The sequence below is a fragment of the Streptomyces sp. NBC_00057 genome (genome assembly GCF_045041165.1).
Taxonomy (GTDB): domain Bacteria; phylum Actinomycetota; class Actinomycetes; order Streptomycetales; family Streptomycetaceae; genus Streptomyces.
Window position 1 is genome coordinate 6,068,408 of the sequence record NZ_CP108256.1, and the last position, 23,427, is coordinate 6,091,834.

General features: G+C 71.2%; 16 protein-coding genes. 3 read left to right on the forward strand and 13 right to left on the reverse strand.

The annotated features are described in order from the left end of the window. Nucleotides 1–20: 20 nt before the first annotated feature. The 12 genes from OG953_RS28560 to OG953_RS28615 form a co-directional block, all read right to left on the reverse strand. Complete coding sequence (locus OG953_RS28560) at nt 21–1,331, reverse strand: protein phosphatase 2C domain-containing protein (RefSeq protein ID WP_405687857.1); 1,311 nt, start codon at nt 1,329–1,331, stop codon at nt 21–23. Continuing rightward, the gene (locus OG953_RS28565) at nt 1,328–4,105 is read right to left on the reverse strand and encodes a tetratricopeptide repeat protein (RefSeq protein ID WP_405687858.1); all 2,778 of its coding nucleotides are present in this window, start codon (nt 4,103–4,105) and stop codon (nt 1,328–1,330) included. Before OG953_RS28565 ends, OG953_RS28560 begins: the two co-directional genes overlap by 4 nt. Before the next feature lie 61 nt (nt 4,106–4,166). Next, nucleotides 4,167–5,492, reverse strand: a complete 1,326-nt coding sequence (locus tag OG953_RS28570; protein ID WP_405687860.1) for a hypothetical protein — start codon at nt 5,490–5,492, stop codon at nt 4,167–4,169. Nucleotides 5,493–5,595: 103 nt separating this feature from the next. Then, a complete protein-coding gene (locus OG953_RS28575) occupies nt 5,596–6,585 on the reverse strand; it encodes a glutamate ABC transporter substrate-binding protein (RefSeq protein ID WP_405692117.1) in 990 nt (329 codons plus the stop codon). Between the two features lie 242 nt (nt 6,586–6,827). After that, nucleotides 6,828–8,219 carry a hypothetical protein gene (locus OG953_RS28580; RefSeq protein ID WP_405687861.1) on the reverse strand — a complete coding sequence of 464 codons (1,392 nt, stop codon included), beginning with the start codon at nt 8,217–8,219 and terminating at the stop codon, nt 6,828–6,830. A gap of 315 nt (nt 8,220–8,534) precedes the next feature. Next, the gene (locus OG953_RS28585; RefSeq protein WP_405687862.1) at nt 8,535–9,509 is read right to left on the reverse strand and encodes an N-acetylglucosamine kinase; all 975 of its coding nucleotides are present in this window, start codon (nt 9,507–9,509) and stop codon (nt 8,535–8,537) included. Next, nucleotides 9,500–10,789: a 6-phospho-beta-glucosidase gene (locus OG953_RS28590; protein ID WP_405687863.1), complete on the reverse strand. Its 1,290-nt coding sequence runs from the start codon at nt 10,787–10,789 to the stop codon at nt 9,500–9,502. Before OG953_RS28590 ends, OG953_RS28585 begins: the two co-directional genes overlap by 10 nt. Before the next feature lie 2 nt (nt 10,790–10,791). Beyond that, nucleotides 10,792–11,694, reverse strand: a complete 903-nt coding sequence (locus OG953_RS28595; RefSeq protein WP_405687865.1) for a carbohydrate ABC transporter permease — start codon at nt 11,692–11,694, stop codon at nt 10,792–10,794. Nucleotide 11,695: 1 nt separating this feature from the next. Further along, nucleotides 11,696–12,577: a carbohydrate ABC transporter permease gene (locus OG953_RS28600; protein ID WP_405692119.1), complete on the reverse strand. Its 882-nt coding sequence runs from the start codon at nt 12,575–12,577 to the stop codon at nt 11,696–11,698. A gap of 79 nt (nt 12,578–12,656) precedes the next feature. Continuing rightward, nucleotides 12,657–13,994 (reverse strand): ABC transporter substrate-binding protein, encoded by a 1,338-nt coding sequence (locus OG953_RS28605; protein WP_405687866.1) that lies wholly within the window; start codon nt 13,992–13,994, stop codon nt 12,657–12,659. A gap of 67 nt (nt 13,995–14,061) precedes the next feature. Further along, a complete protein-coding gene (locus OG953_RS28610) occupies nt 14,062–15,285 on the reverse strand; it encodes an ROK family protein (RefSeq protein ID WP_405687867.1) in 1,224 nt (407 codons plus the stop codon). Between the two features lie 258 nt (nt 15,286–15,543). Further along, complete coding sequence (locus OG953_RS28615; protein WP_405687868.1) at nt 15,544–16,611, reverse strand: mechanosensitive ion channel family protein; 1,068 nt, start codon at nt 16,609–16,611, stop codon at nt 15,544–15,546. A gap of 331 nt (nt 16,612–16,942) precedes the next feature. Between OG953_RS28615 and OG953_RS28620 the strand changes: the two genes are divergently transcribed. Further along, entirely contained in the window at nt 16,943–17,479 is a 537-nt protein-coding gene (locus OG953_RS28620) for an HNH endonuclease (RefSeq protein WP_405687869.1), read from the forward strand. 73 nt (nt 17,480–17,552) lie between these two features. On the opposite strand, the gene OG953_RS28625 is transcribed toward OG953_RS28620, so the two are convergent. After that, nucleotides 17,553–20,591, reverse strand: coding sequence for a beta-N-acetylglucosaminidase domain-containing protein (locus OG953_RS28625; RefSeq protein WP_405687871.1), 3,039 nt, complete (start codon nt 20,589–20,591; stop codon nt 17,553–17,555). A gap of 311 nt (nt 20,592–20,902) precedes the next feature. On the opposite strand from OG953_RS28625, the gene OG953_RS28630 reads away from it, so the two are divergent. Then, entirely contained in the window at nt 20,903–21,166 is a 264-nt protein-coding gene (locus tag OG953_RS28630) for a hypothetical protein (protein WP_405687873.1), read from the forward strand. Next, a complete protein-coding gene (malQ, locus tag OG953_RS28635) occupies nt 21,167–23,404 on the forward strand; it encodes a 4-alpha-glucanotransferase (protein WP_405687874.1) in 2,238 nt (745 codons plus the stop codon). Nucleotides 23,405–23,427: the final 23 nt, after the last annotated feature.

Sequence of the window (23,427 nt, forward strand, 5' to 3'; positions counted from 1 at the left end):
CAAGCGTTACGGAACGGGACTCATGTGTTGCCGCAGGCCGATCCTGCCCCCTGCGGCGGTACCGCGAACGGCAGCAGAGCCACTGTTACGTTGTCGTGGCCCCCACCGTCGAGTGCATGACCCACCAGCACCTGGGCGCCGTGCAACGGCCGCAGCTGGGCATCGGCCGGCACCGCCGCGGCCATCTCGGCCGCCGACTCCGCGTAGTTCCACAGGCCGTCCGTGCACACCACCACGAGACCGGACCGGTCCGGTTTGAAGGACGCGGTGTGCGGCTCCAGTTCGTACGCGTCGGCGCCGAGCCACCCCGTGATGGCGTGGGCGCGCTCGTCCGCGTACGCCTCGGCCTCGTTCATCAGGCCCGCCGCCACCATCTGCGCGGCCCAGGAGTCGTCCTCGGTCAGCCGGGCGGGCGGGTTGGTGCGGTCGTCCGGCACCCAGTAGACGCGGCTGTCGCCGACCCAGCCGACGACCAGCAGACCGCCCGCCATCACCGCGCCGACCAGGGTGCACGCCGGGGCGTTCTGGTGGCGGTGCGGGTCGTGCTCCATGGCCTGGCCGGGCTCCTCGGCCAGGGAGTTGACCGACTCCGAGGCCGCGACGATCGCCTCGTGCATCGCCTGTTGCGGATGGGTGCCGCGCGGCAGCGACTCCAGAAGCGCTTCGTTGGCGGCGCTCGCGGCGGCCGCCGACGCCTCGTCGGGACGGCTCGCCGATGAGACGCCGTCACAGACGATCGCGACGACGGCCGGTGAACCGTCGGGCAGGGCGGTGGTCGACACCGCGAACGAGTCCTCGTTGCGGTGGTGGCGCAGGCCCCGGTCGCTGACGGCGGCCACCGAACCGAGCTCCTGCTCCATGTGGTCGCGCTCGCGCGGCTGGGCGTGACCGCAGTTCTCGCAGTAGCCGTCGTTGTCGACACGGCCGGCGCGACAGGCCACACACAGTTTGGTGCCGGCCGGTGGCGTGGAGGTCGGTTCCGCGGCAGAGGTACGGGGGTCGGGTGCGGGCGCAGACGCCTCGGCGGACGGCGTGGATGTGGGCGCGGCGCCAGGTGCGGCCCCGGGCGCGGCCAGCTCGAAGTCACCCGATCCGCCCGGCTCGTCGAACCGGACCGCTGCCGGGCGGGCCGCCGGAGCGCGGGCGGCGACCGCCGCGTCGTTCTCCGTCGGCACGGCCATGGCGACCGTCGGGTGGTCCTGCGGCGGTTCGGGCACGGCCGACAGGTCGTACCCGCACGCACCGCAGAACAGGTCCCCCGGCTCCAGCGGCTCCTCGCAGCCGGGGCACTTCGACAAGGCCGTCTCCTGGGGCTTCTGCGACATTTTCACACCCACGTCCGGGGGCGGAAACGGTTGGCCCGCTCCACCAGTTCGATCCTCTCGTCGCCGGGCTCTGCAAGCCGGGCGAGCATCCGGTACGAACGCTCCAGCCCGAAACGCAGGCCGCGCTCGTCCAACTCACTGCCGAGCAGCGTTCTCGGCCCGGGCGACGCGACAGGCGCGTGCGGCTGCGGGGCCGAGGACAGAGCCGTTGGACCACCGGAGAGTACCCAGTCGAGCGCCGTCCCCAGCACCTCTGTCGACAACTGCTCGCGGCGCACCGCGTCCAGACCGAAACCGGCCAGCCCCGAGACCTGGTCGGCGGCGGCCGTCAGATCGGCGATCAGCGGCTCGTCCGGGGACCGTTCACGCAGCCGCGCCCGCACCGCGGCGACCCTGGCCGCCGTGTAGTGGATCGACGCCGCCGGCACGGACTCCAGCGTCGTCACGGCGCCGACCCGGTCCCCGGCGGCGATCTGTACCCGGGCCAGGCCGAACGCGGCGCTGACGAAGCTCGGGTCGGTCGTCCACACCAGGCGGTAGTACTCGGCGGCGTTGTCCAGCTGGCCCAGGACCTCCGCGCAGATCCCCAGTGCCAGCTTGGGCGCCGGCTCGCCGGGGAACGCGTCGTACACCGCGTCGAAGGAGAGGGCCGCGTTCTCGTTGTCACCGGTCACCAGCGAGGTGATGCCGCGGTACCAGACGACCCGCCAGTCGTCCGCGTACTGGCCCTCCAACGCCGTCAGGGTCTGCCCCGCGGCGCCGGGTTCGTGCATCTCCAGACGGGCACGCAGCTCACGCAGCCGGGTCTCCAGCGAGGCCGCGGGTACGGCGTTCAATGCGGCAATCAGTTCGGCGGGGGCGGTGGCCATCAGTCCGGCGAGGAAGCCCGCGTTGGGGTCGCTCGCGTCGACCCGGGGCACGGGCAGCGCGAGCGAGGTGGCCCGTGCGTCGAGCCCGGCCAGCCGGGGGCCGTTCGGGACGTACGGCCCCGGCGGCGCACCGGGATCGGCGGCCGGGACACGGGGGGCCGGAATCGCGGCCCGGGTCTGCGCGTACGAGAAGGGCGCGCCGCTCCGGCGGGCCGCACCGCTCTGGCCCGCCCCGTTGCCCGCCTGTACGTGGGTGGGCGGCGCGGTCAGCGGACCGGCACCCGCCGCGGCGTACCCGGGTGCGGGCGGAGCACCCGCGGGTGGCACGGCGGCTGCGCCCGGGGTCGTACCGGCCACCGCCCCGTTCCGCCGCCGCCCGAAGCGTCCTGACGGCGCCGGAGCGACAGCCCGTGCCCCCAGCCGCGACACATCGTCCGTCAGCTCGGCGAACAACTGCGTGTCCGTGACCCGTACTTCCGTACCGAACAGCGTCGACAGCGCAGGCCGCGGCCGCCCCGTCTGCAGCGACACCACCTCGCGCAGCACACCCGTCAGCTGCTCGGCCATCTCTGCCGCAGAGGCGAACCGCCGCGCCGGATCCGGGTCGGTGGCCCGCACCAGCAGCCGGTAGAACGACTCATAGGTCCGGAACACCTCGATGTTGTCCGGGTCCGGCAGCGAGTCCACGAAGACGTTGGTGTAGCCCTGGAAGTCGAAGGTGAGCACCGCGAGCGTCCGCGCGACCGTGTACAGATCGGAGGCGACCGAAGGGCCGACCTCCGCGACCTCCGGCGCCTGATACCCCACCGTGCCGTAGATGGCCGACTCGTCGTCGTCCATTCTGCGGACCGCGCCCATGTCGATCAGCTTCAGCTGGTCCTCGGTCTGGATCGCGTTGTCGACCTTGAAGTCGCAGTACAGCAGGTTGCGGCTGTGCAGATGGCCGAGTGCCTCCAGCGCCTCGATGCCGTACGCGCACGCCTGCTCGACCGGCAGCGGATCGCGCTTCCCGGCCGGGGTACGGCGCTCGTTCGCGATCTCCTTGAGCGCCTTGCCGCCGACGTACTCCATCACGATGTAGCCGTCGAGCGAGCCGGTGCGCTGGTCGAGATGCTCGACGAAGTTGTAGATCCGGACGATGTTGGAGTGCTCGATCTCGGCGAGGAAGCGGCGCTCCGAGATGGCGGCCGCCATGGCGTCCTGGTCACCCGTGTCGAGCAGGCCCTTGAGGACCACCCAGCGGTCGGACACCGCACGGTCGACCGCGAGATAGACCCAGCCGAGCCCGCCGTGCGCCAGACAGCCCACGACCTCGTACTGGCCGTGCACGATGTCGCCCTCGTGGAGCTTGGGCACGAAGGAGTACGGGTGGCCGCACTTGGTGCAGAACCCCTCCGTGCGGCCCGCCCGTTCGCCGCGCGCCCGGCCCACCGGGGCTCCGCAGTCCGAACGCGAACAGAAGCGCTTCCGCTCCGGCACCTCCGGGTTCTCCATCACCGCGGAGCGCGGGTCGGGACGCGGCACGTCCGGCACCTGCACCAGGCCCGCGCCCAGCCTCCCCCGGCCGGACGACGCGCCCGTGGACGAACGGGAGGAACGGACCGACACCGAACGGGACGTGACGCCACCGGACAGCGAGCGCGAGAGCCGCCCCGAAACGGAACGCCGCGAGGTCGACGAGCGGGACGAGGAACGCGAGGACGCCCGGGACGAGGCCCGCGAACTGCTGTTGCTGCCCCGACTGCCCCTGCTGCTCGCGCCACCGCCGCCCGCGATCCCGGTCGGCGGCGAACTCACCATGCCCGTCGGCGACACGACCGGAGCCAGACCGCAGGTGTCGCAGTACAGCTCACCGCCGCCCACGTCCTCGTAATTGCCCTCGCACGCGGGGCGCTGGCACTGCGTACTCATGGTCCGTCCCCCTGTTCGCCCCGCCGCCGCGGCGGCCCTTCCACCTTGCACATGTCTGTACTCATCGCCGGTCCTCCGGTCCCGAGGTCCGGCGCTGGGACAGCATTTCGGCCGCCGCCTCCTGGTAGCGCAGCACCGCCTGTGCGGCGACCCGCAGATCGCACGGTGCGCTCCACAGCATCCGGCGCGCCACGTCGTACCGCTCGATCAGCAGCGGGTCCTCGGCCATCCCGTGCCGGGCGACCTTCGCCTTGTACGCGTCGAGCCTGCCGCGCAGCTCCGCCCGTACGGCCAGCGGGGCCGTGACCGCGGTCAGTGACTCCCGGGCCCGCAACAATTCCTCCTCGGCCTCCCGCTCCAGCGTCTCCAGGAGCGGGGAGAGCCGGTGCCACTGGGCATGCCTGCGGTACTCCGAAGCGGCGGCCAGCCGCTCCTGGAGTGCGGTTGCCGGGCCGCTGACCGCGGGCACCTCGGAGGCGGCGATCTTCGCCAGTACTTCGCCGCGCGCAGACCGGGCCTCGGTCAGGGTGCGGTCCGCGCGGGAGAGGACATCACGCAGGTGGACCAGACGCTGCTCGGCGTCCTGCCGGACCGCGAGCACCGCCTCGATCTCGCGGCGTACGTCGTCCAGGGCGCGGGCCGCCCGGTCGTAGCGCGTGGTGTCGGGGCGTCCGCCGCCGGGCGCCGAACTGCCGGGACCCGACAGCCAGAACGCGAGTGGGTCGGAGATCACCTGGACCCGCAGCGCGGTCAGTTCATGGGTGATCGCCTCCAGGTCGTCGCCCGCCGGGTGCTCTCCGGGCCGTACGCCGACTGAGTGCGCCAGCGAGCGGGTGCGGTGCAGCTCGGCGCCGAGGAGATCTATCCGGGCGGGCAGTGCGGACCACACGGAGTCGGAGGCGACGACCATGTCCAGCGATCGGGCGTACAGGTCGTTCATCCGGGCGACCAGCTCCTCCAGCGTGAACCGCTCGGAGAGCTTGGCCGGGCCCGTGATCGACGGATCGGGGCGGCCGGCCGCATGCGCCACGGTGACACCCTGGCCGCGCAGCAATTCGGTGAGGGCCACCAGGTCGTCCCGGTTGGGGTGGCGCCGGCGGGCCCGCACCGCGCGGGCCTCGGCCAGCGCCCCCGCGTAGGCGTCGAAATACCCCCACAGCAGTGTGATCGACTGCTCGGTGGAGGCCCAGCGTTCCTTGGTGACACCGGTCAGATCGGCGCCCTCCAGGAGCCGGCGGCCCGCGTGGTCCTGCAGGGCGAGGAGTGAGGTCTCGATCGCCTCGTGCTCCGCGCCCAGCCGGGCCAGCGCACGGTCCGCCTCGTCCCGGTCCATGACCGGGCCGGGGGGCCTTTCCGCGTAGCCGGGGAAGGGGCCCACGACGCCCATCGATCACCTCTCCGCTCTTCCTGCCGGGACGGGCCCGGCAGGATCAGTGCCACTGTCTCGCCGGTCCGGTCCGCGCCGTCGCGCACACCTGACCGGCCCGGCGCTAGTTGCTCCGGTACTTGGGGGCCGGCGGCGCCGATATCCCCGGCAGACCGGCCTCCAGCCACTTGCGGTACGACACCATCCAGGGGCTGTCCGCACCACCGCTGCGGTAGTCGACCAGCACCTGGTTGACCCGGGCCACCAGATCGTTCGCACCGTGCTTCGTCGCCACGCCGTAGTACTCGGTGGTGAACGGTTTGTCGCCCTTGAGCTCGACCGCCGGGTCCTGGGCGGCCTGGCCGGCTGCCAGCGCGTTGTCCGTGACCACCGCGTCGACCTCGCCCAGTTGCAGCCGTACCAGGCAGTCCAACTGGTTGGGGACGGTGAGCCGGTCCTCGTCCGCCTCGGTGCCGTCGTGCTCGTCCTTGAAGACCGAGCCGAACGACTGCTTCTCCAGCGCCTCGTACGCGGTGGAACCCTCGGCGGTGCAGATCCGCTTGCCGGCCAGGGACTTGTCGAACCCGGTGATCGGCGAGTCCTTCGGCGCGAGGACCTGCTGCCCGGCCTGGAAGTAGGCCGTGGAGAACGAGACCTGGTCCAGCCGACTGCAGTTGATCGTCATCGTCCGGACGACGACATCGACCTTGTCGTTCTCCAGGGCGGCGATCCGCTGGTTGGTGGGGATGGCCCGGAAGATCACCGCGTCGGGATCGCCCAGGATGTCCTTGGCGATGGCCCGCACCAGATCGATGTCGAAGCCTTCGAGCTTGCCTGTTTCCGGCTTGCCTGTCTCCGGATTGCGGTACCCCCAGCGGAAGCTGTTCTGGTCGACGCCCGCGATCAGCTTTCCGCGCGCTTTGATCTTCGCGATGTCCGGGCCGTCGGCGCTCGACGGCGGCAGGCTGGCTTCCGGGTCCGTGCAGTCGTCGGCCCGGGCGTGCACCGCCTGCGCCGTACCCGGCCCCGAAGCGTCCCCGCCGAAGGCGCCGGCGCCGCCGTGGGAGAGCGGCAGGAGGGTGAGCGAGGCCGTCACCGCGCAGGCCACGGCCATGCCCGTCACCCCGCCCCAGCCGCGCAGCCTGCCGCGGATGGACCCAGGGCCCGTGCCGAGTTTCCCACCGGGCTCGCGGGGTCTGGAACCTCCGCCTCCGGCGTTGTCGTCAGTCACCGACGCTCCGCGTCGACTCCTTCCTCCGCCTTGGATTCGAAGGCCCCAGACCCCGCTCCCTGATCCGGCGGGAAACTCGGCACGGGCCCTCACGCCCGTGCGCTTCCTGGTCATCGCTCCCCCTCTCACCGGTACTCCGAGAGCCTGCGGTTGACCCCGACGATCGCGGCGAGGGCACCCAGCGCGGCGAGCGCGGCGGCCCCGATCGGCAGCCCGCCCAGCGCCCTGCGCCCGTCCTTCGCGGCCCGGGTGAACTCGCCCTGCTCGTGGGCGAGCGCCTGCTTCAGCGCCTCGTCCACCCGGTTGAAGGACTCACCCGTCGAGTTCCTCGGCCCGATGATCTGCTTCAGCGCGCCCTCGTAGTCGCCGTTGTCGTCAGTCGTGCGGGCGGTCCGGTGGCGGCCCTGCCACTCGGAGACACCGTTGATGGCGTTCACCACCGGCCCGCTCCCCTGGAAGTCGTCGGCGAGCTTCCTGGCTTTCCCCAGCTCTTCACCGAGGGCCTTCATGCCCGTGTTGTAGTCGGTTTCGTACTTGTCGTTCTTGCCGTCCGGGGTGAGTACCGCGCCGCGGGCGACAAGAGTGAGGTTCTCATTGGCGCGCGCCTTCAGCGAGTCGATCCGCGCATGATTGAGGACATCGAGGGACTGCTGCCCGTGCACATCGGCGTCCAGCAGTTCGGACCGCGCCACCGTGTGCCCCACGGCCAGCCACAGCAGCACCACGGTGGACGCGGCGGTCGCGACGAGCAGCCCGTGGTTGAAGACCCGGTTCGTCCTGCGGTAGTTGCGCCGCTGCGCCCAGAACAGTGCGGCCAGTGCCACGACACCGAGCCCGAGCGAGAGGAACGGCCAGGCCCTGGCCGAGTCGTTGTCCCGGTCGAGCCGCCCGGTCTCCGCCGTGTACAGCCGCTCGGCGGCCGGCAGCAGTACGTCGGTCATCTTCTGGTTCGCGTACCGGAGATAGGCGCCGCCCAGCGGCAGGCCCTGCCGGTTGTTGGCACGGGCCCGCTCGATCAGACCCGCGTAGCGGGGGAGTTCCTCGTTGAGCGTGGTGATCTCGTGCCCGGAGCTCGTCGACGCGTCCGTGTTGGCCGCGGCCTTCACCAGCAGCCGGGATGCCTCCTTGATGTCCTTGTCGTACCGGTCGTGGACATCGCGCGGCTCCTGCGCCCCGGCCAGGAAGCCGCTCGCCGCCGCGGTGTCGGCATCGGCCAGCGAGCGGTAGATGTCCGCCGCGTCGGCGCTCAGCGGCTGGCTGCGGCTCACCACGTCGTCGGCCGCGGCCGCCCGGTCGGCGATCTCGAACGCCGTCACTGCCCCGAACGCCACGACGAGCAGGGCCAGTACGGCCCCGATGATCTGGAGCCTGCCCGGTTCGGTCGTCGCAGCGGCCCTCAGCCGGTCCGTCGTCGCGGACCGGGCACCGCGCTGCGGCGGAGCGGGTGCGGTCGCGGGCACGGGCGGCTGAGCCCGCGCGTGTTCCGGCGCCGTGCGTACATTCGGCGGGTATGTCACTTGACCTCCCCCTCGGTCACTGACGGTGGCCCGGCCCCCCGGCCGATCGGAGGACTGGTACCCGGCCAGAAGTATGGCCGCAGGGACCGACATCCACACCAGGAACGCCTGGATCCTGCACCGGTCCACGGATGGCAGTCACATGCATTCGATCAAGGCCTGAGCCGCCGAGCAAGCCGATCGGCGGACCAATCCCCGAAGCGGACCGATCTCCCCACTCATGAACACGTCCGGGACAACTGAACGGTTCCCGTGCGCAAGGGGCGTCCTGCGACGCGAAACGCCGCAGGACGCCCCTTGAGGCGGAAAACCGTCTCAGCTGTACTGCGCACACAGCCTCTCGTGCACCCCGGCAGCCGCCCCCGTGTGGTCCAGGCCGAGCAGCGCGGCCCCCAGGACCGGAGGCTCCGTCACCACCCGGACCACCGCCTTCGGGGCACGTACGGCGAGGAGTTCGGCGATCCTGTCGTCCAGCTGCGGGTGACGGGCCGCCAGCACCCCGCCGCCCAGCACCACCGGCGCCTCCTCGTCCAGCAGACCGAGCCGGGTCAGCGCGACCGATGCCATCGCGACGACCTCCTGGGCCAGCCGGTCCACCAGCGCACCCGCCACCGGGTCCCCTGCCGCCGCGGTCGCGAAGAGCACCGGAGCCAGCTCGTGCCTGCGCTCGAACCCGACCCGGCCCAGATGCAGCGCCTCGATCAGTGCGTACATCGAGTCGAGCCCGAAGTGTCCGGGCAGCGCACGGGCCAGCTCGGTCGGTTCACCGCGGCCGTCCTCCGCCCGCGAGGCGAACCACATCGCCTCCTCGGCCAGCCCCGCACCGCCGCCCCAGTCACCGGATATCCGGCCTATGGCGGGGAAGCGCGCGGTCCGCCCGTCCGGCACCATGCCGACACAGTTGATCCCCGCGCCGCAGACGACGGCCACACCCCGCGGCTCGTCCACGCCCGCACGCAGAATCGCGAAGGTGTCGTTGCGCACCTCGACCGTGGATCCCCAGCCGCGGGCACGCAGCGCCGCAGCCAACTGCTCCTCCTCCACCGGAAGATCGGCGTTGGCGAGACAGGCCGACACATGTGAGACGGAGTCCACCGGTTCGCCGGACAGCTCCAGTGCCCGGCCGACGACCGCACCGAGAACGTCCACGGCCGCCTCGATCCCCACGACCGGCGGCTGGAAGCCACCGCCGCGGGCCGCCGACAGCACCGTTCCGTCCTCACCGATCAGTGCCACATCGGTCTTGCTGTTCCCCGCATCGATCGCGAGGATTGAAGCGTTCACGCCCACGCCAGGTGCTCCCGGTTGTGCGCGATCAGCTTGTCGGTGAGCGCCTCGGCGTACTCGAACTGACCGATCAACGGATGCGCGAGCAGTGCCTTGAACACTGCGTTTCTCCCACCCGCCCGCCCGGTGGCTCGCCCGCCGCGCAGCGCCGCTTCCAGGGCGAGGTCCTCGTACGCCGTCACATGGGCGATCAGACCGGCGTACAGCGGGTCCAGCTCCGGTACGGCGAGCGGGGTGGCGCCCGTCCCGTCGATCCTCGCCTGCACCTCGATCACCGCGTCGTCCGGCAGGAACGGCAGCGTCCCCCTGTTGTACGTGTTGACCACCTGTACAGCAGTGCCGCCCGAGCCGAGCAGCGAGGACGCCAGGTCCACGGCCGCCTCCGAATAGAAGGCGCCGCCGCGCTTGGCGAGCAGCGCGGGCTTCTCGTCCAGCGCCGGGTCGCCGTACATGGCGAGGAGTTCCTTCTCCATCGCGGCGACCTCGGCCGCCCGGGACGGCTTGGTGCCGAGCTCCCGTACGACTTCGTCGTGCGCGTAGAAGTAACGCAGGTAGTAGGAGGGCACGACGCCGAGCCGGTCGACGATCGCCCGGGGCATGCGCAGATCGTCCGCGATCGCGTCGCCGTGCTCGGCGAGCAGCTTCGGCAGGACGTTCTCGCCGTCCGGGCCGCCGAGGCGGACCCCGAGCTCCCAGGTCAGGTGGTTGAGCCCGACATGGTCGAGGTGCACCTCACCGGGCATGACATCGAGGAGCCTGGCGAACTTGCGCTGGAAGCCGATCGCCACGTTGCACAGGCCGACGGCCTTGTGCCCGGCCTGGAGCAGCGCCCGGGTCACGATGCCGACCGGGTTGGTGAAGTCGATGATCCAGGCGTTCGGGTTGGTACGGCGGACCCGCTCGGCGATGTCCAGGACGACGGGGACGGTGCGCAGCGCCTTGGCGAGGCCGCCGGCCCCGGTGGTCTCCTGGCCGATGCAGCCGCACTCCAGCGGCCAGGTCTCGTCCTGCTTGCGGGCGGCCTGGCCGCCGACGCGCAGCTGGAGCAGGACCGCGTCGGCGTCGGCGACGCCCGCGTCGAGGTCCGAGGTGGTGACGATCCTCCCCGGGTGGCCCTGCTTGGCGAAGATCCGCCGGGCGAGGCCGCCGACGAGTTCGAGGCGGTCGGCCGCCGGGTCGACGAGCACGAGCTCCTCGATGGGCAGCGTGTCCCTCAGCCGGGCGAAGCCGTCGATCAGTTCAGGTGTGTAGGTGGACCCGCCACCAACTACTGCGAGCTTCATAGTCAGCCCTTTACTCCGGTCAGTGTGACGCCCTCGACAAAAGCCTTTTGAGCGAAGAAGAAGACGAGGATCACGGGGGCCATGACCAGTACGGTCGCGGCCATGGTCAGGTTCCAGTCGGTGTGGTGTGCGCCCTTGAAGGATTCCAGGCCGTAACTGAGCGTCCAGGCGGCCGGGTTCTCGGAGGCGTAGATCTGCGGGCCGAAATAGTCGTTCCAGGCGTAGAAGAACTGGAAGAGGGCGACGGCGGCGATGCCCGGCTTGGCCATCGGTACGACGACCTTCAGCAGGGTGCGCAGCTCACCGCAGCCGTCGACCTTCGCCGCGTCGAGGTACTCGTTCGGGATGGTCAGCAGGAACTGCCGCAGCAGGAAGATGGAGAACGCGTCACCGAAGGCCATCGGGATGATCAGCGGCCAGAGCGTGCCGGACATGTCCAGCTGCTTCGCCCAGAACAGATACATCGGGATGACGACGACCTGCGGCGGCAGCATCATCATCGAGATGACGAGCATCAGCGAGAGATGCCGCCCGCGGAAGCGGAACTTGGCGAGCGCGTACGCCACGGGCAGCGACGACACGACGGTGAGGACGGTGCCGAGCCCCGCGTACAGCAGGGTGTTCTTCCACCAGGTCAGAAAGCCCGGGGTGTCGAACACCTTCTTGTAGTTGCTCCACTCGAAGGGGTGCGGCCACAGATCGCGGGTCAGCGCCTGCTGGTCGCTCATCAGCGAGGTGAGCAGGAGGAAGACGAACGGCAGCACGAAGAAGAGCGCGGCAGCGACGCCGAGCGAGTGCACGGCGATCCAGTTCAGCAGCGCCTTGCGGCGTGCCGTGCGTTCGGCCGGGGTGATCGGGTCGGTCGCCCGGTCGGCTGCCTTGAGGGTGTCGAGAGCCTGCGCCACGTCAGTCACCTGCCTGGATCAGCCCGCTGCGGCGCCGCATCAGCAGTGCGGTGAACGCCATCGCGAGTACGAAGAGAACGAGTGCGACCACACAGGCGGAGCCGTAGTCGAAGCGCTGGAAGCCGAGGTTGTAGACGAGCTGCGGAAGCGTCAGTGTCGACTTGTCGGGATAGCCCGGTTCGAACGGCTGCCCGGAGCCGCCCATCACACCCGAGGCGACCTTTCCCGCCACGAGTGGCTGGGTGTAGTACTGCATCGTCTGGATGATCCCGGTGACCACGGCGAACATCACGATCGGCGAGATGTTCGGCAGGGTGACGAAGCGGAACCGCTGGAAAGCGGTAGCACCGTCCAGCTCCGCCGCCTCGTACTGCTCCTTCGGTACGTCGAGCAGCGCGGCCATGAAGATCACCATCAGGTCGCCCACCCCCCACACCGCGAGCGCGGTCAGCGCCGGCTTGGACCAGGTGGCGTCGGTGAACCAGCCCGGCGTGGGCAGTCCCAGATCGCCGAGGATCGAATTGACCGGCCCCGTACCCGGGTTGAGCAGGAAGACGAAACCGAGGGTCGCCGCGACCGGCGGGGCCAGATAGGGCAGGTAGAACAGGGTGCGGAAGACTCCGGCACCCGTCTTGATCTTGGTGATCAGCAGCCCGACACCGAGGCCGAACACCACCCGGCAGGTGACCATGACCACGACCAGCCAGAGCGTGTTGCGCAGGGCGGGCCAGAACAGTGGGTACTCGTTGAAGACGTACGACCAGTTCTTCAGCCCGCTGAATTCCGGGGCTGCGAAACCGTCGTAGTCGGTGAAGGAGAAATAGAGCGTGGAGATCAGCGGGTAGGCGAAGAAGACGCAGAACCCGATCAGCCACGGCGACATGAAGGCCGCTGTCCGCAGCGCCGACCGGCGGCGCTTCGAGCGCAGTGTGTACGTGCCCGTACGTGTGCTCATCGCGGTTCTACTTCGCCTGTGCGATCGCCGCGTCGATTTCCTCCGCGGTCTTCTCCAGACCCGCCTTGATGTCCTTCTGCTTGCCCTTCTCGATGTCGAATCCGAGGTTCTGCAGGGACACCAGGTATGCGCCGCCGTTCACCGAGGGCGGGGTGGTGGTGCTGTTCGGGTTCGCGGCGATGTCCAGGAACGTCTTGAACCGCGGGTCGTACTTCAGCTTCGGCGACTTCAGCGCCTCCAGCGTGGACGGCACATTGTGAATGGCATTGGCGAAGTCGACCACCGCGTCGGTGTCGGTCGTCATGAACTTCACCAGCTCCCAGGCCGCGTTCTGCTTCTGCGACGTGGCGGCGATACCGGCGATGGTGCCGGTCAGATAGCCCTTGCCGTAAGTGTCGGCCTCGTCGTCGGCGACGGGCATCGGGGCCACCCCGATCTCGAACTTCGGCTTGGTCTCCTCGGCCATCCCGAGCCGCCACTCGCCGTCCAGTTGCATGGCCACCTGGCCGGTGTGGAACGGGTGCTGGGCGCCCCACTCGTCACCGAACGCCGTACGGTACTTCTCCAGCTTCTCGTAGCCGCCCAGGTCGTCGACCAGCTTCTTCTGGGTGGCGAGCATGGAGGCGAACGCCGGGTCCTTGGCGATGTTCGACTTGCCGTCCGCATCGAAGTACTTCGGGTTCCAGCCACCGAGGTAGTGCTCGGTCGTCGACTCGTAACCGTGGTAGTTCGGCATGAATCCGAGCTGCTCGTACGAGTCGCCCTCGGTCTTCGTCAGCTTCTTGGCATCCGTGGCAAATTCCGACCAGGTCTCCGGCGCGCGGGTGATACCGGCGGCCTCGAACGCGTCCTTGTTGTAGTAGAGGCCGTACGCGTCACCGAGCAGCGGCACGGTGCAGCGCACACCGTCGAACTGCGTGTACTCGTTCATCGCCTTGGGGAACGTCTTGTCCGCGTCGATCCCATCCTTCTTCAGGAAGGGGTTCAGATCGACGAACGCCTTCGACGAACAGAACTTTCCGACATTGTTCGTGGTGAACGACGAGACGACGTCCGGAGCCTTCGAACCACCCGCCCGCAGCGCCTGGTTGATCTTGTCGTCGGTCATATTGCCGACGACCTTCACATGGATATTGGGGTGCGCCTTCTCGAAGGCGTCGACCGTGGCCTGAATTCCCTTGACCTCGTTCGGGGCACTCCAGCCGTGCCAGAAGTTGATGGTCGTCTCCTTGGACGCGTCATCATTGGCACCGGAGTTGCTCTGGCCCGTACAGGCAGAGGCGAACAGCGATATCGCGGCGGTCGCGGCGAGTGCGGCGGCCGTCTTCCGGCGGTTTCCGGACATGGCGGTGACTCCCGATGAAGGATGGGGACGGAGGGGGTGACGTGCGAACGAAGCGGCGGGAAAGGGGTCAGCGCGACGTGTCGAAGACTTCGTCACGGGTGGTGGCGAGTGCGCTCTCCAGCGCGCCGCGCAGTACGGGGCGGTGGGTCACGTCACCGGCGATCAGCCGGGGCCGGGAGGCCGCCAGCTCGACGAGCTCGGACTCCACCCGGCCGCGCAGCGGTTCCCCGCCGGCCGCGATCAACTCGCCGGAGAGCACGACGAGTTCCGGGTCCAGCACGGCGACCAAGGAGGCCAGACCGGTCGCGAGTCCGGTGGCGAACAGATCGAGGAGCCGTGGGTACGGGCCGTCCTCGCCCGCCTCCGCGGCCTCGGCCGCCCGCGCGACCAGCCGGGCCGCGACCTCGTGATGGGTGCCGGAGCCGCGGATCGGTGCGTCGTCGATGCCGAGCTCCCGGGCCAGCCTGGACAGCACCTGCGCGCCCGCCAGCTCCTGGAAGCCGCCGGCGTTCACCTTGGTGACCTGGCGGACCAGCGGGACGCCGGGCACCGGCAGGAAGCCGACTTCACCGGCACCACCGGTGAAGCCGCGGTGCAGCCGTCCATTGATGACGAGGGCGGCACCGAGCCCTTCCTCGTTCCACAGCAGCACGAAGTCGTCGTGCCCGCGCGCCGCACCGAGCCGCTGTTCGGCCACCGCGACCAGGTTCACGTCGTTCTCGTACTCGACCGGCATCGGCAGAACCGCGGCCAGCTCGTCCAGCAGCGTGGGGGAGTGCCAGCCGGGCAGGTGCGAGGCGTACCGCAGCCGCCCGGTGCCGGGGTCGAAGGCGCCCGGGGTGCCGATGACGACCCGGTGCACATCGGAGCGGGTGAGCCCGGCGTCCTTGACCGCTCCGTCCAGCGCATCCGTCACCTGTCGCACCACGCAGTCGGCGCGCCGCCCCGGGGTGCGGAGCTCGAACTCGCCGACCGTCTCACCGGTCACATCGGCGACGGCGGCGACGATCCGGTGGGCGTTCACATCCAGCCCCGCGACATGGGCGGCCCGCGCGTTCACCGCGTACAACTGGGCATTGGGTCCCGGCCGCCCCGCCACGGTCCCGGTGGCGACGACCAGTCCGGCGGCCTCCAGTCGCGCCAGCAGCTGCGACGCTGTGGGCTTGGAGAGCCCCGTCAGCTTCCCGATCCTGGTCCGGGAGAGGGGCCCGTGCTCCAGCAGCAGATCGAGGGCGGCCCGGTCGTTCATGGCCCGCAGAACGCGGGGGGTACCCGGTGTGGTTCCGGCCATGAGCACTGCACCTGCCCTCTGTTAGGAAAGTTTCCTATTTGGTGAGAGGACGGTATGCGCACGTCACCGGGCCGTCAATGGGCAGTGCCCCGGTGGCTACCAAAGCGTTACCTGGGGCGCTTTTGGAACGTGTGGGCCCTTGGTTGTGCATTCTCAACCAGGCTATTGAAGAACCGAGTTGAGGTCACACCGACTCGCTCACGAGTGAGGGGTGCCCCGCAGAACCTGCGGGGCACCCCTCACTCGTACGGCCGAGTCCTACTTCGATATGTTCGGCGGCGGGGTGATCGGTGTCGCGGCCAGGGACTGCGGTGAGGTGGCCGACGCATACGCCGAGGGAGCGGCCATGGCGGCCGTCGGATCGGCCGACGAGGGCTCGTCCCCCTGGGCCGGGACGCCGCCGACCATGCGGATTCCGGCCTCGTCGAAGGACCGCTTGATCCGCCAGCGCAGCTCCCGTTCCACGCCCAGCGCCTTGCCCGGCATCGTCTTCGCGGTCACCCGGACCGTCATCGAGTCCAGGAGCACCTCGTTCAGGCCCAGGATCTCCACGGGACCCCACAGCCGCTCGCTCCACGGGTCTTCCTTGGCCATCGCCACTGCGGCCTCGGTGATCACCGTGCGGACCTTGTCCAGGTCCTCCGTGGGACGCACCGGCACATCGACACCGGCCGTCGACCAGCCCTGGCTGAGATTGCCGATCCGCTTCACCTCGCCGTTGCGGATGTACCAGATCTCACCGTTGTCGCCGCGCAGCTTGGTTACCCGCAGACCGACCTCGATGACCTCGCCGGAGGCGACGCCCGCGTCGATGGTGTCGCCCACGCCGTACTGGTCCTCCAGGATCATGAAGACACCGGAGAGGAAGTCGGTGACCAGGTTGCGCGCACCGAAACCGAGTGCCACACCGGCCACACCGGCGGAGGCCAGCAGCGGTGCCACATCGATCTGCAGCGCGCCCAGGATCATCAGGGCGGCCGTGCCGAGGATCAGGAACGACGCGACCGAGCGGAGTACGGAACCGATCGCCTCGGAGCGCTGACGGCGGCGTTCCGTGTTGACCAGCAGCCCGCCCAGCGCGGTGCCCTCCACCGCCTGGGCGCTGCGGTTCATCCGGTCGATGAGCTTGGTGAGAGCACGGCGGACCGCGACGCGCAACATGATCGCGATCGCCGCGATGAGCACGATGCGCAGACCGGTGCTCAGCCAGATGGACCAGTTCTCCTCCACCCAGCCCGCGGCGTTGCCGGCCTGCTCGGCGGCCTCGTCCAGCGTGCCACCGGACCCGGGCGAGGGGGCTGCGGCCAACAGGGCGGACGGGAACACGGTGGAACCTCCAGATGGACGACGGCAGACCAACCACACTAACGGGGTATCGGGAATGTCCCGCTGTCGCGACCGGGGGGAGAGATGCGTCTCACGAGGGGCGCACGGGCGGCGTGTGGCCGATCGCACATCGGGACGCGGCCACTGCGCGAGCGGCCCGGAAGCGCCTGCTCCGGCCGGCGGCGGCGGGCGATCGGCAAGGAGCGGAGAGAAAAATCCTCCCGGCCCGTTACCCGCACGTGGTGGCGCTTTGACCAGGCGTGAGTAGAGACTGGGATCGGATCGTCCCGGCGCGAGCCACGCGCCGCCGACGTACAAGGAGGCATCCACCGTGCCGCATGTCCTGGTTCTCAACGCGTCGTACGAGCCGCTCGGCGTCGTACCGCTCCGCCGCGCGCTCGTCCTCGTGCTCGAAAACAAGGCCATCTGTCTCGAGGAGTCGGGCGCCTTCATGCACAGTGCCACCCGGGCCGTCCCGGCCCCCAGTGTCGTCCGTCTGAAGCGGTTCGTACGGGTTCCCTACCGGGGGCCCGTACCGCTGACCCGCAGGGCGCTCTTCGCCCGGGACGGGGGCCGCTGCATGTACTGCGGCGCCGCCGCGACCAGCGTCGACCATGTCATTCCGCGCAGCCGCGGCGGACAGCACTCCTGGGACAACGTGGTGGCGGCCTGCCGCCGCTGCAACCACGTCAAGGCGGACCGGCACCTGCCGGAGCTCGGCTGGCGGCTGCACCAGCAGCCCGCGCCGCCGACGGGTCTCGCCTGGCGCATCATCGGGACGGGACACCGCGACCCGCGCTGGCTGCCGTACTTGCAACCGTTCGGCGCGGACGACGCCATGGCCCGGATCGACGGCATCTCAGCCTGAGAGATCCGGGCCTTTGTCGTTCCCGGGGCCGGGCGGGGGCCTTCGGGGACGACAGCCGCGCACGACCGGGGCGTTACTCCGTTGCGGCGACGGCGTACGCCTGAACCGACCAGAGCGAGTAGCCGAACTCGGTGGCCCGGGCATCGCCCTGCACCCGGATGAAGCGGGTGTCCTTCGCGTCCATCCGGACCGACTCGCGCCCGCCCTTGCCGTCCCGTACGGTCGCCGCCGTGCGCCAGCTGCGGCCGTCCGCGGAGACCTGGATGCGGTAGCGGGAGGCGTACGCGTCCTGCCAGTGCAGCACCACCTGGCCGACCCGGGCCGGTTGCGGCAGTTCCGCCTGCCACCAGGCGCCGTCCTCCGCCGGCGAGGACCAGCGGGTCTCCGGATCGCCGTCGGAGGCGGCCGTCGCCGGGAAGTCCGGGGTCTCGTCGCCGGACGAGGAGACGGCGGCGGTACGCACCAGGTCGGCGCCCGCGGTGCGCGGGTACGCCCGGACGGTCAGCGTGCTGCGTTCTTCGCCGAAGCCGATCGGCACCTCGTACTCGCCGGGCGGGGTGCCCGCCGGGACGGTGATCTCGACGGGGACGTCGGTACGGGAACCGCGCGGCACCCTCGTCTGCTTCGGGACGCGCACCTCGATGCCCTCGGGCGCCTTCGCGGTGAGCGTGCCCCGCACCTCGGCAGGGCGCCGGGCGGCCAGCCGCGCCTCGACCCGCTGCGGCCCGCCGCCGATCTCGGCGTCCGTCTCGCCGCGTACGAGATCGAGCCGGGCGGCGGGCTCGTCGCCGAACCAGGGCACGAGCGCGCGCACCCGCGGAGCCCGGCCCCGCGCATTCCCGGAGGCACCGGTTTTGATGCTGCTTCCCATCCGGCTTCCCGGGACGATCGGCGGCATCGTGCCCGTGATGACCGGCGGTGTCGAGGGACCGCCCGCGGGCCAGCTGATCCGGATCGCGTCGGCCCGCAGCCCCCTGGCCGGCGTCTGGGTCCAGCCGGTGGCCGATACCGGGCCGAGGCTGCGCCAGCCCTCGCCGGGCACATGGGCCTCCAGCGTCGCACCTGCCACCTCGCCGCTGCCGGGTACCGTCATCGCCGTCACGGTCTCCACCGGACGGGAGCGCTTCAGCCGGACCGTATGGCTGCCCGGGGCCTCGGTCACCGTACCGGCGTCGCGGTCCGCGCCCGTCCAGGCGTCCGCCTCCCGGCGCACCCGGTCCAGGAACGGGCCGAGGACGCCCTTGCCGACCGTCGCACCGCTCGCCTTCGCGGCCTTGCGCACCGGCTCCAGCGCCAGCGAAGCCTGCCACGCGGCAGCGCCGTCACCGCGCGACTGCGCCTGCAGCAGATCGACGGCCAGCTCGCCCGCCCGGCCGTACCGGGACAACTGCTCCGTCCACGGCCGCACTTCGCCGTCCAGCCGCCCGTCGGCCAGCCCCTTCAGCCGCTGCGGGGTCTCCCGCATCACGGTGAACGCCGCCCGCAGCCTGCGCGCCGCATCGGCCTGCGCCGTGGCGTCGGTCGTCGTACGGGACTGCCAGAACGCGGCCAGCAGCGGCTGCAGATACGCCGACTCGTCACCGCCCAGCACGGACGTGGCACTGTTCCCGGCCAGCGCGCGCAACGCGTCCCTGGTGCGGGCGTCGTCGCCCGCCAGATCGCCGATCGCCGCCTGCCAGGACTCCTGCGGCTGGTATCCCTTCGGGTTCCAGGCGAAGTCGGCGGCGGTGAACAGCGGTATGCGGGACGCTGACGGCTGCTCCATGGCATTGGCGAGCAGTGCCGCGGAACCCATCGCCACCGCCGGGTCCCGGCCGGTGTACGGGCCGAGGAAGATGCGGTCCTGCGCGTAGTCGTTGACCGGGTAGTTGTCCATCGTGACCAGCGGATGCCGGAACGTGGCGCGGGCGCCGGCCAGTTCCCCGCCCGTGATGGTCCTCGGTACGACCCCGACACCGGTCCAGGCGATCTGGACCCGGCCGTCCAGCTCCTCGGCGAGCGCCCTGCGGTAGTCGGTCGACCCGTCCTGGTAGAACTCCGTCGGCATGACCGAAAGCGGCTCCGCGTCCGGATGGCGGTCCGCGAGATGCCGCGCCACCTTGCTCGCCACCTGCGCCTGCGCCCTGGCCGCCGCCTCGGGTCCGCTGCCGAAGGTGTCGGCGTCGCTGTCGCAGTGCCACTCGCTGTAGCTGACGTCCTGGAACTGCAGCTGGAAGACCCGCACACCCAGGGCCCACATCGCGTCGAGCTTCTTCGTCAGCGCCTTCACATCGTTGTCCGACGACATGCACATCGCCTGGCCGGGGGCGACGGCCCAGCCGAGCGTCACATGCTCGGCGCGGGCCCGCTCGGCCAGCGCCCGGAAGTCGGCGCGCCGGTCGGCGGGATACGGGTCGCGCCAACGGGCCTGCCGGTACGGGTCGTCGCCCGCCGCGTACAGGTACCTGTTCTGCTTCGTACGCCCCATGAAGTCGATCTGCGCCAGCCGCTCCGCACGGGTCCACGGCTGCCCGTAGAAGCCCTCGGTCATCCCGCGTACGGCGGTGCCCGGCCAGTCCCTGACGGTGACCCCGGCGACGCTCTTGTCCCGGACCAGCTGACGCAGTGTCTGCACGCCGTGGAAGAGACCGTCCTCGCCGACGCCGTCCACGGCGACGGTGTCCCGGCCCGCGACCCGGCCCACCGCGATCCGGTAGCCACCGGACGGCAGATCGTCGCGGTCGGGGGCGTGCAGCGAGCGCAGGGCGTCCTGGGCGCCGTTGCCGCCGAGCCGGATGACGGGTCCGCGGCCCGGCAACGCCTCGTGGACGGTCCGCACGCCCGCGTCCCGCAGGATCTGCCGGAGTGCGTCGACGGCGTACGGATCCGCGTGCGCGCCTACCACGAGGGTGACCTCGGCGGAGAGCGGTACGGAGGGCCCGGATGCCTTGATGGACTGGGGCCGCGGCCATACGGCGGGCAGCGTGCCGGCGTCCGTGCGGTCGGAGGTGGCGACGGCGGGGGAGCCGGGCGCCGAAGGGGCCGCGACGGCGGCCGGCGTCCCGGCGGAGAGCAGCCCGCCGAGCACGGCGACCGCAACGGCCGTTGCCTGCTTTCTGCGCCTGAGCCGCATCGCTCTTCTCCCTCGCTCCTGCCGGTGGGCTCCGAGCCCACCATCCGCGCGCGAGAGTGTCAATGCGGGTGGCTGTTGTGCCGTAAATGCCCGATGCGGCGAGTGGGGTGAGGGGTGGTCGGCCGTCGACGGGCGACGCCAAGGATGACGTCGAATGGCCGAAAACAGCGGACAACTTACGGCGAACAGGCCTCCGGGGAACGGAATGTGACCCAGAGCACGTTGAAGTCGTTGTGGTAACGCCTGCGCCTGCGGTCGAGCCCGCTGGGCAGGTCTGCTGTGTCCTGTTCCCCTACGGCCGGGAGGCCGCCATGCCCGCTGCCACGCAACTTCTGCTCTCCGCCCTCTCCGAACAGGCCCCCGGTCCGCCCGGTGCGGTCCCGGCCGCCGGGCCCGGCCCCGGTCCGCTGACGAGCGAGCCGCCGCTCGCCGATGCGATACCTCTCACCAGCGAGCCGCCGCTCGCCGACGCCACGCCACTGACCAGCGAAGCCCCGCTCGCCGTCAACGCCCCGCTGACCAGCGAGCCGGCCACCTCCGGCGGCGCGTGGGGCATGGAGTTCCCAGGAGTCTGAATGGGCTTGTCCCGTCTCGCCGCACTGCACGGCGTCGCCACCTCCTACTCCCCGTCCGCCGACGTCACGGTGTCCGTTCCCGATGACACCGTCATCGCCGTGCTCGCCGCGCTCGATGTGGACGCCGCCACGCCCGAAGCGGTACGGGAATCGCTCGACGCCGCCGAGTCCTCGGCCCGGTCCCGGCTGCTGCCGCCGACGCTGGTGGTGTGGAGCGGGGAGCCACTGCCCCCGGCCCTGACCGCCCTGCCGCCCGGCACTTCGCTGGACATCGGGCTGGAGGACGGCGGATCGCCCCCGCCCTCGCGGATGCACATTCCGGCCGACCGACCGGATCCGGCCGTTTCGGGACGGGGCGCCGCCGACGCGGGCACGGGTGCGGGCGGGGAGAGCGGAACGGGCGCGGCTGAAGGTGCGGGAGGTGACACCTCGACGGGCGTGCCCCCGACCCCCGCCTGGTGGGTCGAACCGCCGCTCGGCGTGCACCGGTTGGCCGTACGCGCTCCGGGTGGCCGGAGCGCGACCGGCACGCTCGTCGTCGCCCCGCCCCGGGTGCCGCAGCCGCCCGCACGCGGCCACGGCTTCCTCGTCCAGCTCTACTCCCTGCTCTCCGCCCGCTCCTGGGGCATGGGCGACCTCGGGGACCTCGCCGACCTCGCCGCCTGGTCCGGGCGGACCCTCGGCGCCGGATTCGTCCAGGTGAACCCGCTTCACGCCGCCGTGCTCGGCAACCCCACCGACCCGTCCCCGTACCGCCCGTCGTCACGGCGTTTCCCCGACCCCGTCCATCTGCACATCGAGTCCATCCCCGAGTACGGGCACGTGCCGGACCGGGGCACCCTCGACGATCTGCGGCAGGACGCGGCGACGCTCAGCGACACCGTGCTGAACAAGAGCGCCCTGATCGACCGGGACGCCGTCTGGGAACTCAAGCGCCAGGCCCTCGAACTCGTGACGAAGGTGCCCCTCACCCCGGGGCGCCGCGCCGCGTACTGCGACTTCCTGGCCGAGCAGGGGCAGGCCCTGGAGGACCACGCCCTGTGGTGCGCCCTCGCCGAGGTGCACGGCTCCGACTGGCACACCTGGCCGGCCGCGCTCCGCGACCCCCGTTCCAAGGAGACCGCCCGCGCTCGCCGCGCGCTGCTGGACCGGGTCGATTTCCACTGCCGGCTCGCCTGGCTGACCGACAGCCAGCTCGCCGCCGCCCAGCGCGCCGCCCTGGACGCCGGAATGGCCGTCGGCATCGTCCACGACCTCGCCGTCGGCGTGCACCCCGGCGGCGCCGACGCCTGGGCCCAGCAGGACGCCTTCGCACACGGCATGTCCGTCGGCGCGCCCCCGGACGCCTTCAACGCCCGCGGTCAGGACTGGGGCCTGCCGCCCTGGCGCCCCGATGTCCTCGCCGCGTCCGGCTACGCCCCGTACCGAGGACTGCTGCGCGGACTCCTCGCCCACGCGGGAGCCCTGCGCATCGACCACGTCATGGGCCTGTTCCGGCTCTGGTGGGTGCCCGAGGGGCGCCCGCCCACCGACGGCACCTACGTCAGCCACGACGCCGAGGCGATGCTCGCCGTCCTCGTCCTGGAGGCGCACCGGGCCGGTGCGGTGGTCATGGGGGAGGACCTCGGCACCGTCGAGCCGGGGGTACGCGAGGCGCTGGCCCGGCGCGGCGTGCTCGGCACTTCCGTGCTCTGGTTCGAACGGGACTGGGCGGGCACCGGCCGCCCGCTGGCCCCGGAGGAGTGGCGCGAGGGCTGCCTGGCCACCGTCACCACGCACGATCTGCCGTCCACCGCCGCCCGGCTGACCGGCGACCATGTGACACTGCGCCACCGCCTCGGCCTGCTCACCCGCAGCCTCGCCGAGGAGCTGACCGCGGACGCGACCGACACCACCGAGTGGCTGGGATATCTCGCCCGGCTCGGCCTGCTCCCCGAGGGGGAGGGTGACGAGGAGGGCGCCGTCCGCGCCGTACACCGCTTCCTGCTGCGCACCCCCGCCCGCATGGTCGGAGTCTGGCTGCCCGACACACTGGGCGACCGCCGCCCGCAGAACCTCCCCGGCACCTGGGACCAGTACCCCAACTGGCGACTGCCCGTCGCCGACGCGGAGGGCCACCCGGTCACCCTGGAGGAGCTGGCCGCCGCACCCCGCCTGCACCGGCTGATGGAGGTCTTCGAACCTCGCGGGAACCGCCCGGGAACCCACCCGGAAATCCACCCGGAATCCCGCCCGTGACCCCGTACGGCACCCCCGGGCGC